Annotated in this window: 19 protein-coding genes and 1 pseudogene; 11 read left to right on the forward strand and 9 right to left on the reverse strand. The window is 59.3% G+C overall.

Annotated elements, in window-relative coordinates:
• Window positions 1-61: 61 nt before the first annotated feature.
• The 3 genes from ligD (at window position 62) to ACSKB9_RS35840 (ending at window position 2,929) form a co-directional block, all read left to right on the forward strand.
• On the forward strand, window positions 62-1,066 hold the full coding sequence (ligD, locus tag ACSKB9_RS35830; RefSeq protein WP_438079075.1) for a non-homologous end-joining DNA ligase: 1,005 nt from the start codon (window positions 62-64) through the stop codon (window positions 1,064-1,066).
• A 65-nt stretch (window positions 1,067-1,131) separates the two neighbouring features.
• Entirely contained in the window at window positions 1,132-1,746 is a 615-nt protein-coding gene (locus ACSKB9_RS35835) for a DNA polymerase ligase N-terminal domain-containing protein (RefSeq protein WP_438079077.1), read from the forward strand.
• A 217-nt stretch (window positions 1,747-1,963) separates the two neighbouring features.
• Window positions 1,964-2,929, forward strand: a complete 966-nt coding sequence (locus tag ACSKB9_RS35840) for a TerC/Alx family metal homeostasis membrane protein (protein ID WP_438079079.1) — start codon at window positions 1,964-1,966, stop codon at window positions 2,927-2,929.
• Window positions 2,930-3,047: 118 nt separating this feature from the next.
• Here ACSKB9_RS35840 and ACSKB9_RS35845 read toward each other — a convergent pair whose 3' ends face one another.
• Window positions 3,048-3,437, reverse strand: a complete 390-nt coding sequence (locus ACSKB9_RS35845; protein WP_438079081.1) for an NAD-binding protein — start codon at window positions 3,435-3,437, stop codon at window positions 3,048-3,050.
• Window positions 3,438-3,636: 199 nt separating this feature from the next.
• Window positions 3,637-4,761 (reverse strand): cation:proton antiporter, encoded by a 1,125-nt coding sequence (locus tag ACSKB9_RS35850; RefSeq protein WP_438079083.1) that lies wholly within the window; start codon window positions 4,759-4,761, stop codon window positions 3,637-3,639.
• 225 nt (window positions 4,762-4,986) lie between these two features.
• On the opposite strand from ACSKB9_RS35850, the gene ACSKB9_RS35855 reads away from it, so the two are divergent.
• The 6 genes from ACSKB9_RS35855 to ACSKB9_RS35880 all read left to right on the forward strand — a co-directional run bounded on the left by ACSKB9_RS35855 (window position 4,987) and on the right by ACSKB9_RS35880 (window position 10,586).
• Window positions 4,987-5,226 (forward strand): hypothetical protein, encoded by a 240-nt coding sequence (locus tag ACSKB9_RS35855; RefSeq protein WP_225645996.1) that lies wholly within the window; start codon window positions 4,987-4,989, stop codon window positions 5,224-5,226.
• Window positions 5,227-5,554: 328 nt separating this feature from the next.
• On the forward strand, window positions 5,555-6,184 hold the full coding sequence (locus tag ACSKB9_RS35860) for a hypothetical protein (RefSeq protein ID WP_225645997.1): 630 nt from the start codon (window positions 5,555-5,557) through the stop codon (window positions 6,182-6,184).
• Between the two features lie 61 nt (window positions 6,185-6,245).
• On the forward strand, window positions 6,246-6,974 hold the full coding sequence (locus ACSKB9_RS35865; protein ID WP_283090009.1) for a Bax inhibitor-1/YccA family protein: 729 nt from the start codon (window positions 6,246-6,248) through the stop codon (window positions 6,972-6,974).
• Between the two features lie 100 nt (window positions 6,975-7,074).
• The gene (locus tag ACSKB9_RS35870; RefSeq protein ID WP_438079086.1) at window positions 7,075-7,197 is read left to right on the forward strand and encodes a DUF2905 domain-containing protein; all 123 of its coding nucleotides are present in this window, start codon (window positions 7,075-7,077) and stop codon (window positions 7,195-7,197) included.
• Window positions 7,198-7,997: 800 nt separating this feature from the next.
• Window positions 7,998-8,831: a universal stress protein gene (locus ACSKB9_RS35875; protein ID WP_283090010.1), complete on the forward strand. Its 834-nt coding sequence runs from the start codon at window positions 7,998-8,000 to the stop codon at window positions 8,829-8,831.
• A 36-nt stretch (window positions 8,832-8,867) separates the two neighbouring features.
• Window positions 8,868-10,586: a baeRF11 domain-containing protein gene (locus ACSKB9_RS35880; RefSeq protein ID WP_438079088.1), complete on the forward strand. Its 1,719-nt coding sequence runs from the start codon at window positions 8,868-8,870 to the stop codon at window positions 10,584-10,586.
• Window positions 10,587-10,647: 61 nt separating this feature from the next.
• Here ACSKB9_RS35880 and ACSKB9_RS35885 read toward each other — a convergent pair.
• The 5 genes and pseudogenes from ACSKB9_RS35885 to ACSKB9_RS35905 form a co-directional block, all read right to left on the reverse strand.
• Window positions 10,648-10,858, reverse strand: a pseudogene (locus tag ACSKB9_RS35885) (Hsp70 family protein); the annotation flags it as partial.
• A 109-nt stretch (window positions 10,859-10,967) separates the two neighbouring features.
• The gene (locus ACSKB9_RS35890; protein WP_438080548.1) at window positions 10,968-11,270 is read right to left on the reverse strand and encodes an Hsp20/alpha crystallin family protein; all 303 of its coding nucleotides are present in this window, start codon (window positions 11,268-11,270) and stop codon (window positions 10,968-10,970) included.
• 222 nt (window positions 11,271-11,492) lie between these two features.
• Window positions 11,493-12,146, reverse strand: a complete 654-nt coding sequence (locus ACSKB9_RS35895; protein ID WP_283090013.1) for a BON domain-containing protein — start codon at window positions 12,144-12,146, stop codon at window positions 11,493-11,495.
• A gap of 72 nt (window positions 12,147-12,218) precedes the next feature.
• On the reverse strand, window positions 12,219-12,374 hold the full coding sequence (locus tag ACSKB9_RS35900) for a hypothetical protein (RefSeq protein WP_438079090.1): 156 nt from the start codon (window positions 12,372-12,374) through the stop codon (window positions 12,219-12,221).
• Between the two features lie 440 nt (window positions 12,375-12,814).
• Window positions 12,815-13,432 carry an HdeD family acid-resistance protein gene (locus ACSKB9_RS35905; protein WP_438079092.1) on the reverse strand — a complete coding sequence of 206 codons (618 nt, stop codon included), beginning with the start codon at window positions 13,430-13,432 and terminating at the stop codon, window positions 12,815-12,817.
• Between the two features lie 63 nt (window positions 13,433-13,495).
• On the opposite strand from ACSKB9_RS35905, the gene ACSKB9_RS35910 reads away from it, so the two are divergent.
• On the forward strand, window positions 13,496-13,672 hold the full coding sequence (locus tag ACSKB9_RS35910) for a hypothetical protein (protein WP_438079094.1): 177 nt from the start codon (window positions 13,496-13,498) through the stop codon (window positions 13,670-13,672).
• Between the two features lie 137 nt (window positions 13,673-13,809).
• Here ACSKB9_RS35910 and ACSKB9_RS35915 read toward each other — a convergent pair whose 3' ends face one another.
• Window positions 13,810-14,823, reverse strand: a complete 1,014-nt coding sequence (locus tag ACSKB9_RS35915) for an NADP-dependent oxidoreductase (RefSeq protein ID WP_283090014.1) — start codon at window positions 14,821-14,823, stop codon at window positions 13,810-13,812.
• A 190-nt stretch (window positions 14,824-15,013) separates the two neighbouring features.
• A complete protein-coding gene (locus ACSKB9_RS35920; RefSeq protein WP_438079096.1) occupies window positions 15,014-15,382 on the reverse strand; it encodes a hypothetical protein in 369 nt (122 codons plus the stop codon).
• A 72-nt stretch (window positions 15,383-15,454) separates the two neighbouring features.
• Here ACSKB9_RS35920 and ACSKB9_RS35925 point away from each other — a divergent pair, with 72 nt between their 5' ends.
• Window positions 15,455-15,580, forward strand: a complete 126-nt coding sequence (locus tag ACSKB9_RS35925) for a hypothetical protein (protein ID WP_438079097.1) — start codon at window positions 15,455-15,457, stop codon at window positions 15,578-15,580.
• The last annotated feature ends 7 nt before the right edge of the window (window positions 15,581-15,587 follow it).

Below are 15,587 nucleotides of genomic sequence, written 5' to 3' on the forward strand. Positions count from 1 at the left end.
AGGTCAGAGTGGTACTAACGCTGGGGCTTTCGCTCGCGTTCCGGTTGGTAGGTGAGCGCCCATGTTCGGCTGCGATCTGCTCGACCGACTACCCACTGACGCCAGGGCCCGGCTTCGAAAGCGCGCGCAGCCAGAATGGGTTGCGCCCATGTTGGCGACGCTTACGAATGAAGTCTTCTCGCGACAGGGATGGATATTTGAGCCGAAATGGGATGGGGAGCGCTGCCTCGCCTTTCGCCGAGGTCGCGATCTCGCTCTCTTTTCGCGGAATCGAATTCGACTGAATGCAAAATATCCCGAGGTGGTTCAGGCGATGCATCAGCAGGAAGCCACGTCCTTTATTGCGGATGGTGAGATTGTCGCGTTCGACGGCCAGATCACTAGCTTCGCAAAGCTGCAAGCTCGCATGCAGGTGGTGCGTCCGCCGACTGAACTGGTTCGCAAGGTGCCGGTATGGTTCTATATGTTCGACCTGCTCTACCTGGACCGGTACGACATCCGGCGGGTTCCGCTCCGGCACCGAAAGCAGGTACTTCGCCAGGCCTTTGACTTCCATGACGCCTTGCGGTTCACGGAACATCGCACGACTGAAGGCGAGGATTACTACCGACAGGCGTGTCGGACGGGAGGGGAAGGTATCATCGCAAAGGACGCGGACAGTGTGTACGTGTCCAAGCGAACGCGCGATTGGATCAAATTCAAGTGCAAGCGAGAACAGGAGTTCGTCATTGGCGGTTACACCGATCCACGAGGTAGCCGCGGCGGATTCGGAGCGTTGCTGCTGGGTTACTACCGCGGAGGAAAGCTCGTGTATGCCGGGAAAGTAGGGACGGGGTTCGCCGACGATCTGCTGCGGCGTCTTGGCAAAATGCTCGCTCGGCTGGAGACGCCCATTTCCCCCTTTGCCGAGGATGGGTTGCCGCGGCGCGGCGTGCATTGGGTGAAGCCGAAGCTCGTCGCGCAGATCGGATTCACCGAGTGGACGGTAGGAGGTAAGTTAAGACACCCTCGATTTCTCGGCCTGCGGGATGACAAGCGGCCGGAGGATGTCGTGCGTGAGGGTTGATGTGCAATGAGGCGACATCGCCAAATACCGCCGGCGGAACTCTAAATCGGTCTAAAGGACAACAGGTGTCGCTCGCAGCATATCGAGGCAAAAGAGCCTTTACGGAAACGCCCGAACCGGTCGGGCGAGTGCGGCGACGCGGTCGCACGCGTGCCTTCGTGGTTCAAAAACACGCTGCCAGCCGGCTTCACTATGATTTCCGGCTCGCCGTAAATGGGGTTTTGGCATCCTGGGCAGTGCCAAAAGGCCCTTCAATGAACCCTGCAGACAAGCGCTTGGCCGTAAGGACGGAGGACCATCCGCTCGAATATGCGAAGTTCGAAGGCGTGATCCCGCCCGGCCAGTACGGAGCAGGGATCGTGATGGTCTGGGACTTGGGAACGTATGAGCCACTGGAAAATCAGCCGCCAGAGGAGCAACTGGCTCGCGGCAAAGTTCAAATTGTGCTGCAGGGAGAAAAACTGCGCGGCGGTTTCACGTTAATCCAAACCAAACATCGATCCACGAATTGTGGCCGAAGAGACTATTGGTTGCTCGTCAAAAGTCGCGACGAGTACGCCGATCCGTCGTGGGACATCGAGAGCGCACGTTTCGATCGCTCTGTTCTTACCGGCCGCCGCATGAAGGAAATCAGGGAGAGAAAACCAGCAAAGCCTCGACCTGGCCGGCAGCGTGTCTGAATGCAGCCGCGGCTGCCGATCGGAGGAGCGGCATCTGCCGCGTGGGTCAATTCGTTAGCATGGCAGGGACTGGCAACCTTATCCCTCACAGAGTTCCTTCGCGACTTGGCCTCTGTCAATGCGGAGCGCATGGGACCCCGTAGGATTGGTCCGGTAAGTGCAAAAATGGAGGCGCGGCACCACCACTTAAGAGTCTTCGGAATCTGGAGAGTTCCTGATGTGGCTGTGGGTGGCATTCATTGTTTTCGTATTCTTCTTGGTGGCATTGGATCTCGGTGTACTTCATCGCGAGGCTCGCACGATAGCCTTCAAGGAGGCGCTGATGTTGAGCGCGGGGTGGATCACCGTCGCTCTCGCTTTCAATGTCGTGATCTTTTTTCTCTATGAGAATCATTGGTGCGGGCTTGATCTTGCCGGGAGTGAACCAGACGGACGAGCGGCCGCGGTTCTATTCCTTACAGGCTTCCTGATCGAAAAATCGCTCGGCCTGGACAATCTCTTTTTCATCGCCTTGATTTTTTCGTACTTCCGCATTCCGATCGCGTCTCAGCATCGCGTACTATATTGGGGAATCTTGGGTGCAGTAATCATGCGCGCCGCGATGATTCTTGCCGGCACCGCGTTAATCGAGCGTGTCGACTGGATTCTCTACATTTTCGGCGCGTTCTTGATTGTCAGCGGTGTCAGGATGGGACTGGTCGGACACCCCCCGGATATTGAAAAGAATCCGATCATAATATGGATAAGGCGTTTCTTTCCTGTCTTCCCGAAATTCGCGGGTGAACGATTTGTCGTGAGGCGAAGAGGGCAGCTGGCCCTTACGCCGCTTTCGCTGGCATTGATCATGATCGAAGCGTCTGATCTGATCTTCGCTCTGGATTCCATTCCGGCGATTTTTTCCATCACGCGCGATTCGTTCCTGGTGTTCACGAGCAATATCATGGCGCTGCTCGGCTTGCGTTCGCTCTATTTCGCGCTGGCCGGAGCCGTCGATCGGTTTCGCTATCTCAGAACCTCGCTTGGGCTGCTCCTGGTGCTGATCGGGATCAAGCTACTGCTGAAGGACGTTCTCGTTGAAGGACCGACCAGCATGTTCCTTACGCTCGGTGCCGTAGCGATCCTTTTGGCAAGCGGGGTCATTGCATCGTTGCTCTTTGGGAGGCGTGCGCCAAATTGCACTTAGGGAAATCGAGCGCAGCGAGAGTAAACAGCGCGTCAGCATGGGCTATGCTATAGTGTTGCCGAACGTTGCGGGCTGGACCTGTGGCTGGTCTAGTTTCCAATGTATGGGATCTCGCGGTTTAGCGGCCGACGTGCCCACGCAGTTCCGGATGGAGTTCGGCTCGAACTGCAGTGATGATGCGTGCGGCATCATCCTGGGAGAAACCGCAAACAAGGAGCACTTGGTCAGCCAGCGCGAGGCCGGCCGCGATGTTCTCTGGAAACACGGTGCTGGCGCCCGCCAGCGCCAGCGATGAGATTCCCTCATCATCGGCAGCACTTACGACGGAGGATGCCGCTGGATTTTGCTGGCGCACATAGTGAAGAATGCGTTCAATCAAATGACGTCGATCGAAGGTTACCACGACGAGGCGCGCTCGGGCGACGCCGGCAGCTTCCATAACCCGTTTGCGGCCCGCGTCGCCGAAGACGACCTTGTGTCCAGACTGTTTTGCCCTGCGAAAGCGCATTAAGTCAGAACTCGATCGCAATGTACGGAGCCTTTGCTGCCTCCAGCACGAGCGCCACTGGACGGCCCACGCGTCCACAGCCACACAGGATCACGTGATCGCTGAGATCTCGGCTTTCCTGGCGGATGGCAGCCTCTTCGGCATGTGCTTTGAGGCGATGTGATGCTCCGCGAACGAGTTCTGCAAATCGGTAGCTCGCTTAAATCAGCATTGGACCGAGCGCCATGGTGACCGCTAGGGCCAACAGAGCAGGCTGCCCAACGCCCGCTTCCAGGGCATTCACTCGCACCGCCTGTGTGAGTAGGAGTAAACCGGCTTCTCCGCCGTGTGCTAGAATAAGGGCAACTCGCACTGCGACCGGTGCTGGCCAGCGCATGATTGCACCAACCAGGATCACGACGACGGCCTTTCCTGGCAGGCATACGGCTATCCACGCGAGGACGGTCATGGGCGCCACAGCCATGGTTGAGGGATCCACCTCCATGCCGACGGTGACGAAGAATAGGCCCAACAGGATGTCACGAAAGGGTCGGATATCGTCCTCTACCTGATGACGGAAGTCGCTTTCGCTGACCACCATACCGGCGAGGAATGCTCCGATCGGCCCGGAAAGACCGGCGACATGTCCGACGAACGCCGTACCGAGCGCGAGCAACAGAACGGTGAGCAGAAATAGATCCGCCGAGCTGGTCCGGGCAACCCAGGTAAGCCACGTGCGAAAAACCGGTTTGCAGACGAAAGCCGCGGCGCCGAGTGCAATCGTCGCTGTTGCGAGCTGGCGCAGTGCTCCCAACGGTTCCGGCCCACCGCCTGGTTGCCACCCACCCAGCACGACGAGAAAGGGAAGGACAGCAAGATCCTGAAAGAGCAGGATTCCCAGCACAAGGCGGCCTTGTTGGCTGCTGACCTCTCCCTGATCGACCAATTGCTTGAGTGTGATGGCGGTCGATGACATCGCAACTGCACCACCGAGCAGGACCGCGCCGGATAAGCTCACACCCGAAAGCGTCGCAATTCCCGTCACGATAAAAACGGTGAACCCGACTTGCAGACTGCCGGCGCCGAAAACGTCGCGGCGTGCGGCAATCATTGCCGAGAGCGAAAACTCGAGGCCGACCATAAACATTAGGAAAATGATGCCGAGCTCGGCCAGAAATCTTGCTTCATCGCTTGCGGTGATGAGTTGCAAACCGTGTGGCCCGATTACCAAGCCGGCCAGCAGGTAACCGCCGGCTGCCGCAAATCTCAGACGCGCGACCAGGCTGATGGCGCAGACCGAGGCAAGGATCACGATTAGTGTCTTGATCAATAGGTCGTCGGCCATGCGCAGCTCCGATGCGCTTCGCCCCCCAGTTCGTTGTCCAGATTTGTCATTGCCGTGATGAGCATCAAGTTCCGCTAATCGGAGAAAAATGTTTCAGCGCTCAGCGGCTGACAACCGTCAATGTGACGAGGCGGATGAAGGATAAGCATTTTGTCCCGAGGGCTATGACCGTTGCGCTACGCAGCAGAAAATCCGCATGACGGGCGCAACTCGGAGTCACTGAATATGGCCACGTTCAAAGCAACCGACACTATTACGGTGATTGAAGGCTATGACGCGATCCGGATCTTTCTCGAGGCCGTTTGGCGTCGCCATGGTAGGCCGGTCGAGCAGATCGCATTCTTGCTCGGTAGCTTGAAGTGGGCCGACGGGACGCCAGTCGATCCGACATCGTGGCAAGACTGGCAGGCAGCCGTCCAAATGGCGGTGTCGGCCGGATCCTGCGAGATTGCCGCCGGCAGATGATTGCTTTGCTGCAGCGTGAGCGCTGGACCCCGGGAACACGCTGTTAGGCGCGGTGAGGTCGTTTCTCGTGAAGGTGGAGCGCAAAGGCAGCCCGATTGTTCCGCAGGGGCGCACCGCTCGTCTCTGGCCAACGCAACTCCTCAGCGCCGCAAGCAAATCCTCAGCGTCGCAAGCGAGACCAACGGTAGGCGCACAACTCGACGAAATCCGCCATGTTCCGTTGACGCTCGTCAAGGTGACGTTTCTTCGCAATTGACAAGAATAGTGGTGCTACCTGCCAATCCGCAAGTGGCCGATCCGTGGCACTTTCACGCAACGGGAGCGTGTCATGCCAATCACTATCTGCCGCCTCTATGATTCACATGCTGACGCACGCCGGGTCATCTTCGCGCTTGCGATCGCGGGTCTGCCGCCTTCGGAGACTAGCGTGATTTCGAACAATTCCGACACCTGGTACCGAGCTACCGAGAGCACGAATGTTGTGCCTTTGCGGAAACAGGTTACGAGCAGCGACACCGCCCGCGACGGAAAGCTCGAGGGTGCGGCCGTTGGAGCCGCAATCGGCGCAACGGCGGCGACCGCTGCCAGTCTCGTTACAATGCTGGCGCTTCCCGGCATCGGCGCCGTGGTGGGCGTGGGATGGCTTGCAGCGATGTTGGGTAGCATGGCGATCGGTGGCGTTACCGGCGGCCTGCTGGGAGCGCTGACCAACGCCGGCATCAGCGAAGAAGATGCGCACGTCTTTGCCGAGGGCGTTCGCCGCGGAGGAACATTGGTCGCCGCGCGGGTGCCTCCGGCCGATATGCCGCGAATAGAGCCGATTATGAACCGGTCAGCGGTAAGGCTTCAGGAACGCTGCGAGCTATACCGCAGGTCGGGCTGGCAGGCGTTCGATCCAAACGCCGTGCCCTATAGCGCTGACCAGGTACGGAACGAGCGCGCTTTGCATACGAATTAGCAGGCCTATCGGCAACTGACGTTCAAGGCTGCTCGATCAGTCGACCGCACAGGAGTAAGCCATGAGCTATTATGATTTTGATGCTCGCAAGTCACGGGACGCGGGCTTTCCACCATCGGTCGCCGAGATCGACGCCGCCTTGCGGGCCCATATGCAGCGCATCTACGGCTATATGGCCGGTGGCCTCGCGCTGACCGGCCTCGTGGCCTACCTGGCCGTGGCCTCCGGTTTCTACCAGTCTATCGCGGCGACGCCATTGATTTGGCTTGTCATGCTGGCGCCCCTCGGCTTCGTACTGCTCTTGAGCTTCGGGATCCAGCGTATGGCCGCAGGAACGGCGATGCTGCTGTTCTGGCTCTATGCCGCCGTCATGGGGCTGTCGCTGGGAGGCATCTTCCTGGTATTCACCGGGGAATCGATTGCGCGTGTGTTTTTCATCACGGCGGCGACCTTCGGCGCGATGAGCCTCTACGGCTATACCACCAGAGCCGATCTTTCCCGCTTTGGATCGTTTCTCATGATGGGGCTGATCGGTATCGTGATCGCATCCCTCGTCAATATCTTCATCGGATCGAGCGCGCTTCAGTTCGCTATCTCGATCATCGGCGTCATCGTGTTCGTAGGCCTCACTGCCTACGACACACAGCGCATCAAGGAGATGTATCTTGAATCCGATACCGGCGAAATCGCCGGCAAGAAGGCCGTGCTTGGCGCGCTGGCACTTTACCTTGATTTCATCAACCTCTTCATGATGCTGCTCCAATTGTTCGGTCACCGCCGCGACAATTAGGCGGCGCACGGATTGATAGCGATGACACGTGTTCTGATCCTGACTAGGCGCGCTGATCCTGGCGGTTGGCCTGCTTTGGCCCTATCTGAGCCAACTCGGATTGGGGCGGCTGCCCGGCGACATTGTCATCGAGCGGGGAAACACGACGTTCTATTTCCCGCTGATGACTTGTATACTTATCAGCTTGGTGTTCAGCCTCGTTCTTTGGGTCGCGAACCGTTGACGCGGCGTCGGAGCTAACGGGCAGTATGCCGGCCCCATGCGACACTTGTACTTGCAGCAGTCGCCTGTGCGCGCTCGGCGGCGACGTGGACGCGCGGCCTGCCGCGTTGACGACCATCAATTTCCCAATTGTCTTTGTACAGCGTTGCAGGGCGAAGCGACACAGGCGGCAAGCGATTCTTGACAGACGCCAATGTGGACCATTTTCCAGGCGGCTAGAGTCAGCGTCGCTGCGGGCTGGCGTCCGGGATCTCGGACACCGGGCGGTTGATTCGTCACAAGTGAAGAAGCGGAGGTCTCATGATGAGGAAAACAATGATTGCACTCGCGGTTGGTGCGACCGTTGTCGTCGGCTCGGTGGCAAGCTCAACCTCGGCGGACGCTCGATGGCGTCATGGATTTCCTGTCGCTCCGGTCGTCGGCGGCCTGGCGGCGGGCGCACTCATTGGCGCCGCACTCGCCGCACCGAAGCCATACTACTATAGCTACGCCTATGAGCCCGTCGATTTCGGGCCGTACTGTCGCGTTAGGCGTGAACGCTTCTGGGACGGTTGGAGGTGGCGAGTTCGCCGGATCGAGGATTGCTACTGATACTCTCACGTTCGGGAGGCGGTCCGGCAAGGGAACCCTGGCGAGGGGTGACGTCAGGTTTCTCCTCGATCTGTCGGAGTGAGTATCGTTCCGATGCTACGTTGCACCGTTAAAACTGCGGCCCGCCGATTGATCGTCATCAATGCCCGTTGCGCCGTAAGTCTGAGACTGCGCTCAGGGGCCGCATCGTATATTTGCTGGAACGGTTCGATGATCAAGGACATTGTCATCAATCTCGAGCATCAGGTAACCCGCGATCCGGCAGGTGAGTTTGCCATTTCGATTGCGGAGATGTTTGGCACCCACCTTGCCGGTGTTGCCTTCGCATATTCCCCTGAGTTTCCGGGCTACCCCGTGATGGAGCTTCCGCCTGATGTCCTGGCCCAGATGGTCGCGAGCAGTGAAAGATCTGCGCTCGCCGCGATCGAACGCTTCGATGCGGCGGCCGCGCGTTGCCTTGTTTCAACAGAGCACCGCTTGCTGAGGACGATAGGGGCGGAGGCGCCCGCGATCTTTGCCGCCCTGGCTCGGCGCTTCGATCTGAGCGTGTTCATGCAATCCGAGCCGTCTCGCGCGAACAACGATGACATGATCGAAACCGCGCTGTTCCAGTCAGGGCGTCCGCTGATTGTTGTGCCTTACGTGCAGAAAGACGGGTTGAAGCTCGATCGCGTGGTGTGCTGTTGGGATGGCGGCCGCGTGGCGGCACGCGCCTTCAGCGACGCGTTGCCGCTGCTCGCGAAGGCGACGGCTGTGGATCTTTTGATCGTGCTGAACGGGAAGACCAACGCGGAGAACAAGGAAGTCCGCGGTGTTGAGATGGCGGCTCACCTCGCGCATCATGACGTCAAGGTCGAGATCGCGACTGTTGTGACCCCTGACACTGATGTTACCAATGCGATCCTTTCCTATGTCGCAGATAATTCCGGGACCCTGATCGTGATGGGGGGGTACGGTCACGGGAGGCTGCGCGAAGTCATTCTGGGTGGCGTGACCCACGATATGATGAAGTCGATGACGGTGCCCGTGTTCATGTCGCATTGAAGGGTACGACAACCGCCTGCGCCAGGAGTGAGATCGATGCGGCTCGGTCTTTACGCATTTGCTGTCGCCGCGGCCTTTTCCGGCGCTACGGTTTACATCGGCCTCGTTGAGCAGCCAGCGCGACTCAGGCTCAATACTCGTGCGATGATCGAGGAATGGAAACTGAGCAATCGGCGCGGCACGCTGGTGCTGTCGGGTGTGGCCGTGCTGTCGGCCGCAATCGCGCTTGTACAGTTCAGGCAGAGTGGCGACGTTCGGTGGATCATTGGGGGCACTACGATTCTGGCAAGCTGGCCGTATACCTATTTTGTAATGATGCCAGTGAACGTCTGGCTGTTTGCTGTTCGAGATCGGAAAACCGGTTTCGCCGCTGCGCAGGCTGATGCGGGACTGGGGGCTCTTGGAATGGGGGTACGCGCTGATCGGATTCGCAGCCTGTGGCGTCTTTGCGTGGGCGTTGGAATTGCCGCCCTGATTGATCGCCGTCAATGTCGGAGTGCCGCGCTTCGGCCAAGGTCGGTCTCTCAATGCCACAGGCGAGCGAAGGGTTCTGCCGGGCGAGGGTCAATGTTGCATATCGATATTCCAACGTTGGAGGAGTTCAGGGCGCTGGCGCAGATCAAGGGCGAGACCTGCGTTTCCCTGTATCTGCCGACATCTCCCTTGGGGAGTAACGCCCAGCTCAACCGTACTGTGTTCAAGGACTTGGCCAGGGACGCGCTATCGCAGCTCAAGGTAGGCGGCGCCGACAACAGCAAGATCGTTGCCTTCGAGGGGCAGTTCGATCACCTCGCGGGCGTAGAGCACAATGTCCAGGATGAAGACAAGATCAGAAGGCTCCAGCGTCGAAAGCCGGACCCGGTCAATTCGTTCTGGCATTACCTGTCTACTGGATTGGCGGTGCTCACCACGTCCGCGACAATGCGGACGTTCCGCCTGCCGGAGTCCCCAAAGCCGCTCGCCGAAGTCGCGGACCGCTTCCATCTAACACCGCTGATCCGCGCCATGACGTCGCCGCACGATATCTTCGTGCTTGCGTTGGCGGAGGAGAGCGTTCGGCTAATTCACGCCTTCGCCAATTTTCCGCCAGAACGGCTGCAGGTTCGTGGCCTGCCCAAGAACGCGGCGGAAGCGACCCGGCGGCCGTCATTTCACGTACGCGCCCCGCGCGGCAAACTGCAGAACCTCGAAGGCGAAAAGGTCCTGCTGCACCAGTATGTCAGGAAGGTCGAGCACGCCACCCGCAGCCTGCTTTCGGGACGCAATGCACCACCTCTGGCTCTTGCGGCGGAGGAGCCTCTCGCGTCGATGTTCCGGTCCGTCACAACGTATTCAAGGCTGGCCGACGAGACGATCGAGGGAAACCCAGGCCGGAAGACGGATACCGAACTGGGAGATACAGCGATTCCGATTCTCGACCGTCTCTATTCCCGCGAACTGAGAGCTGTGATCGCGCGCTACGACGAGCTCAAGCCCCGACGTGCAACTACTGACGTTTCCTATGCGGTGCATGCTGCGACTGCAGGTGCTATCGATCAGCTCGTTGTCGATCTTGATGCAGTTGTACCGGGTCTCGTCAGCGGCTTCGATGGCAGCGTGACATATTCAGCTTCTGATGATGCCGAAACCTACAGCGTCGTCGACGAAGTCGCGCGGCGGGCGCTGGCCACCGGCGCTAGGGTCATGGGCGCCAAGCAACATGAACTACCGAATCGGGCTCCACTCACCGCCATCCTCCGCTACGCATTCCATTGAAGCAGGTCAGGCCGCCGTCAGGTGTCGCCACAGTTCGGTCGGACACCTCCGTTGCTGCGTCCGTGTTTTCCGGATTGATGATGCTCTGCCGGTGCCCCACCAGGACTTCCCCATCGTCGATGAACGCAACCATGGTGGTGTGGGCGCGGGCGCGCCGTCGACATTTTCGATCAACTGGCCTTACTTCCCTTCGTCACGACGACGCAAGAGTTGGTGGTTCCGAGATCGATCCGAATTGCTTTTGACCAGGAGTGGCTGCTTCGTGGCGACAGCAATCTCTGCGGGAATGAGGGGTGAGGCGCCGCGATGGGCTGTCGGCGATCGTATGCGGGACGCATTGGCCGAGGAGGAGGTGCTACCACGCGTCCCGCTGCTGCCGGCTCAGGCGGCTTTCTTGGCCTCCGCCTGCGAGGCGTCCTCGACCTCGATCTTCTTCGGCATGGACTTGGCCGGTTTGGGTATTGTGACCTTGAGGACGGCGTCGGACATGGCTGCCTGGACGCTGGACGGATCAATGCCGGAACGCAACTGTAACACACACATGAACATACCGTAGATGCGTTCGCTGTGCTGCACGTTCTTGTCTTTTTGATTATCCTCGATCTTTTTTCTCGCCCTGATCGTGAGGGTATTATCCTCGATCGATATTTCGACGTCCTTGCCTTCAAGGCCGGGGCATCTCAGCGGTTACCTCAACGGCCTCGTCGGTCCGGTGATTTCGATGTTATGGGTGAGCGACTTCGTGCCGTCGTTTGCACGAGCTCGTTGAACAGCCCGTCGATGCCGAACAGTCTGAAATTCGGTCGCGTCGGTGCGCCGCTCTCACGAAACGGAACCAATGACCTTGGCACTCTCCTTTTGCCTCGATAAGACGTTAACTAACGGGCGGATAACAGGCCGGGGCCGTTATGGACTGACCACAATCCGGTCTTCGACACGGGTGATGCCTGGTGCCGACCATGCGACACGCTCAGCTTCCTCGCGTTCGATCCACGAGCGAACGGTGCCTTTCAGGATGACCTCGCTGCCGTGGGTTTCGACGGCGATGCGATTGGCATCGACCTCCGCATTCCGCTTGAACGCCTCTTGGATCCTGCGCTGAATGTCGGTAGGCTCGACCTTGGGCTTCAGTGAGATGACGTTAGTCACGCCCTTGACCCCTTTTACCTTTCGCACGGCATTTTCGGCGGTGGTTTTCTGGTATTGCCATTCCACTGTGCCTTCGAGGGTCAGCCAGCCGTCTTTGACGACGACCTTGATATTTTCGTGCGAAAGGGGCAGTTGAGCCTTCAGACTGTCAATCGCATCGCGCGCGATGTCCGGATCCGGCCTTTGATCGATCGACGGTAGCCGGACCTCGATGTCATTCGCGACGGCATGCACGCCCGCGACGCGCTTCGCCGCGTGCTCGGCTTCCAGCCGGTCACTGTAACTTCTGGTGAATCCAGCCAGTGTGACCACGCCATCCTTCACTGAGATGGCGATGTCCTCGGCATCGAGATCGGGATCCCAGTTTAACTCTTCGCGGACGTCGCGTTCTATTTCACGGTCGGATCTCATGATTGGCTCCTGGTCTGTACAATGCGGATTGTGGGATCGGCGGGTCAATTACGCTGCCGATCAACGGCAATCCTAGGAGGTGTCACACGTCCAGCCATGATGCTCATCAACTTTCGCAACAGGTTTCTCGGTACGATCTTCGCGATCCAGTAATCGCTTTGCAGCATCGACCGAGTTGATGATTGCCGTGAGCGGTTGGTTCAAATCGTGAGTGAGCCCTGCGGCCATCTGGCTGGCGGCCGAGAGGCGCGCGATATGCAGCGGTTCGCTTCACAAACTTTCAATGCGGAAACCGGCTTGCGGGCGCAGTCTCCGCCACGAGCGCGTCCTGTTTGCCTCCGCCAATTCGATCGGCGACGCCCAAGAGCGGCGATCGGGGACCGCAGAGCGAAGGTTGATGGTTCTTAGCTACCCGACCTTGCAGGAAAGATTGTGCCGGTCACCAATGCCGTTTTCGAGCAGACTTGGATTTGGCCCGTCGCTCAGGAACGCCAACGCGAGTGAGAGGTATCCAGGCGGGAGGATCGCTTGCCGGAAATGTCTCGATTAGGCTCATCAGGACGAATTCGTCCTCAGCCGGGGTCGTCTCAATTTCGCGGGGGAGCTGGGCTTTGGCCCCGCTCTTGTGACTTTGATGGCTCGATCGTCGTGGCGTCATCACAGGTCCGCTAGGCAACCGTGCCCACGGCCGCAGGATTGGTCGCCTGCTGCTGCCGCGCTCGAAGTCGGAACGAGAATATGATCAGGGCGACGCCAAAGGCGATGGCGTACGCGCCCATCCACCAAGTCAGAACGAGAGCTCCGATTAATGGCGTGAAGAAAAGCAGCGCGCCATATGCCAGCGACAGAATGCCACCCAAGACCAGCCACCATCGGCCATGCTCCAGGTTGAGGCGAGAACCCGCAGCCGTCATCAACGCGCCGGTGACGATCGCCCATGAGGCGACCAGTAACACGAAGGCAAGCACGGTAAGGCCCGGCCAGAGGAGGGCTCCGATGCCCACGGCGATATTGACCAGCCCTTCGAAGATCAGAAATCCCCAGCGGCCCCTGCGGCGCATCGCGCGGACCGCCGAGACGATCCCGGCCACGCCATCGACCAGCATGTACGAGGAGAACAGGAGCGCCAGCGACAGCATTGTCGGGCCGGGAAAGATCAATGCGAGACATCCGAAGATGATGCCCAGAATGCCTCGCACCAGGAACAGCCACCAGGTTGGAGCGAGCGCCGCCGTGGCAGCATCGGTATTGGCGTCCGAGGGGCCAGTGAACGTCGTGCTGGTCATGACATGCTCCCGCAATCTGATTGACCTTTGGTGATGCTTAGCGCGTGCCGGATGACGGGCGCCTTGACGGGCGTCAAAAATGTTTCCGTGCACCTTTGGGCCGTATCGATCTTCGCGGGTGACCGCTCAGTCGAAATTGTTGGAATTCTCTCGGTCGTTCTCGAACTGGAGACCACGGCATTCTTCTCCCAAGGTTCCGGTGGAAAAGGAAACGCTTTATCCCGCCCCAAATTCGTCTGATGGCGAGCACAATATGAACGAACTGCCGATTTCCGATCGGCCATTTCTGATCTAGTGGCAGATGTAATCGCGGGTACGTGGAAATTGCCCCCTGTCGGCGAGCTTGGGCGCGGAGCGCCGAGATACATGTCTCGCCACTACGAAGCGTGTATCGCTAGGATAATTTTGCCGACTACATGACCCTCGGCTAGACGTTCGTGCGCTTTGTGCGCGTGAGCCAGGGAATAGCATTCCGCGATCGGAACTTTGAGTTTCGCTGCGTGGGCCGCCGCGTTGAGGCGTTCGAACTCGCGAACGCCTGAAATGCCGTCGTAGCGGATCAATTCCGTGCCGCGCCGCTTCTTCGGGGCCGGCTCGATGCCGTTCGGGTGCGCCAGCCGGCCGCCGGGCCGCAGCACGTTCAGGCATTTCTCCAGCGCATCTCCACCCACGAGCGCCAAGATGGCGTCGACGCCGTCGGGCGCGAAGCGGCGCGCTTGGTCATCGATGTCGATGCGCTTGCCGTCGACGACGACATGCGCGTCCATCTCCCGCACGAGTTCCACGCCTTCCTGGCTTGATGCTGTTGCGAATACCCGGGCACCGCGAAGTCTTGCGAATTGCACGGCAAGCGTTCCGACGCCGCCGGAAGCGCCGTGAATGATGATGGTCTCGCCCTTCTTCAGCTTCAGTGCGTCGTCAATCCCCTGCAGTGCCGTCAATCCCGTAATCGGGATCGCGCCAGCATGTCGCAGGTCAAGCCGTTTTGGGATCGGCGCGACCTTGTCGGCAGGCACGGCGACGTATTCGGCGTAGAAGCCGCCTTTCGGGTTCTCCCAATTGTAGGAATAGACCTCGTCGCCGACTTTCAACCGTCGTACCCGCGAGCCGACAGAGACGACGATTCCGGAACCGTCGTAGCCTAGTACCAATGGAAAATGCGGCTTGCGGGGCGCATAGAACCCCTCCCGGACGTCGGCATCCCACCCGCCAACGCCGGCGGTGTCGACGGCAATCATGACTTCGTCAGCGTCCAGCGGCGGCACCGCTAAAGCATGACCAGTGATCACCTCCGGTCCGCCGAAGCGGTCGATGGCCGCCGCAAACATGGTGCGGGGGACGTGCATCGTGTGATGCCGAAAAAGCAAAGCATTGCGGGGACGATCGAGCATGGTGGCTATCTCGCGTGGGCTTTCCGCCTGCATGGAGGAAATTGCCGGCAGCGACGCTGACGTCGGTCAATTTCGGAAGGAAATGCGAGGGTCCGCCTGTGAGCCCGCCGCGCCGCCCTGTCGTTCCGCCGCGTGGACCAACCTTAACGGCCTTCAATCGCGGGTTCGGGGTGGAGAACGCGCCCGAAATTCATGCGCAATGAGGAGGAAATGGCGAGATGCGCAGGATACGGATGGTCGTGCTGCGTAGCACAAATTGGAGCAAGCTGTGCCTGGCGACGTCCTCATGAGTTCGGGTTCGAACGATTTGAGCAAGGGCATCAACAGCAAGGCCGGCCGAGACACTGGAACAGATAACCTCAGCTCCGCGGCGAAACCACCTGATGCCTGTCAATTCGATCTGGGTGAATTGAAAACCGCGCCCGCGAAAGCGCCACCCACTCGAACGGCGCATCGGCATCGGCAAGTTGATGTCCATCAACGTGCGGAAGTAGCTAGCCATGTAGCCTGCGAGCAGACGGATCGGTGCCAGCACGATGGATCCCCAATGCAGCGCCATGACTTCGTGCGAAGCGACGACGGAAGTAGACTTCGCACGCTGGAAGAACCTCCACCCCCATTCGAATCGCACATGCGGGCGATCACCCAGACCGGTATCGCAGTCGCAGTGGTGTTGCTCGCGCTTTGGGTCGCGCGCGATTTCCTGGTTGCATTGATTTCGGCAGGCGTGATTGCCATCACGACCTGGCCGATCTGATGTTAGG

This window comes from Bradyrhizobium sp. BR 1433 (assembly GCF_051547665.1).
Classification (GTDB): Bacteria; Pseudomonadota; Alphaproteobacteria; order Rhizobiales; family Xanthobacteraceae; genus Bradyrhizobium; species Bradyrhizobium australafricanum.

What these genes read in the sequence shown, in the direction of transcription:
- ACSKB9_RS35845 (WP_438079081.1), bottom strand. Translation starts at nt 3,437, where the DNA reads ATGCGCTTTCGCAGGGCAAAACAGTCTGGACACAAGGTCGTCTTCGGC.
- ACSKB9_RS35865 (WP_283090009.1), top strand. Translation starts at nt 6,246, where the DNA reads ATGAGCTATTATGATTTTGATGCTCGCAAGTCACGGGACGCGGGCTTT.
- ACSKB9_RS35855 (WP_225645996.1), top strand. Translation starts at nt 4,987, where the DNA reads ATGGCCACGTTCAAAGCAACCGACACTATTACGGTGATTGAAGGCTAT.
- ACSKB9_RS35840 (WP_438079079.1), top strand. Translation starts at nt 1,964, where the DNA reads ATGTGGCTGTGGGTGGCATTCATTGTTTTCGTATTCTTCTTGGTGGCA.
- ACSKB9_RS35880 (WP_438079088.1), top strand. Translation starts at nt 8,868, where the DNA reads ATGCGGCTCGGTCTTTACGCATTTGCTGTCGCCGCGGCCTTTTCCGGC.
- ACSKB9_RS35850 (WP_438079083.1), bottom strand. Translation starts at nt 4,761, where the DNA reads ATGGCCGACGACCTATTGATCAAGACACTAATCGTGATCCTTGCCTCG.
- ACSKB9_RS35895 (WP_283090013.1), bottom strand. Translation starts at nt 12,146, where the DNA reads ATGAGATCCGACCGTGAAATAGAACGCGACGTCCGCGAAGAGTTAAAC.
- ACSKB9_RS35925 (WP_438079097.1), top strand. Translation starts at nt 15,455, where the DNA reads ATGCGGGCGATCACCCAGACCGGTATCGCAGTCGCAGTGGTGTTGCTC.
- ACSKB9_RS35875 (WP_283090010.1), top strand. Translation starts at nt 7,998, where the DNA reads ATGATCAAGGACATTGTCATCAATCTCGAGCATCAGGTAACCCGCGAT.
- ligD (WP_438079075.1), top strand. Translation starts at nt 62, where the DNA reads ATGTTCGGCTGCGATCTGCTCGACCGACTACCCACTGACGCCAGGGCC.
- ACSKB9_RS35860 (WP_225645997.1), top strand. Translation starts at nt 5,555, where the DNA reads ATGCCAATCACTATCTGCCGCCTCTATGATTCACATGCTGACGCACGC.
- ACSKB9_RS35900 (WP_438079090.1), bottom strand. Translation starts at nt 12,374, where the DNA reads ATGGCCGCAGGGCTCACTCACGATTTGAACCAACCGCTCACGGCAATC.
- ACSKB9_RS35905 (WP_438079092.1), bottom strand. Translation starts at nt 13,432, where the DNA reads ATGACCAGCACGACGTTCACTGGCCCCTCGGACGCCAATACCGATGCT.
- ACSKB9_RS35915 (WP_283090014.1), bottom strand. Translation starts at nt 14,823, where the DNA reads ATGCTCGATCGTCCCCGCAATGCTTTGCTTTTTCGGCATCACACGATG.
- ACSKB9_RS35920 (WP_438079096.1), bottom strand. Translation starts at nt 15,382, where the DNA reads ATGGCGCTGCATTGGGGATCCATCGTGCTGGCACCGATCCGTCTGCTC.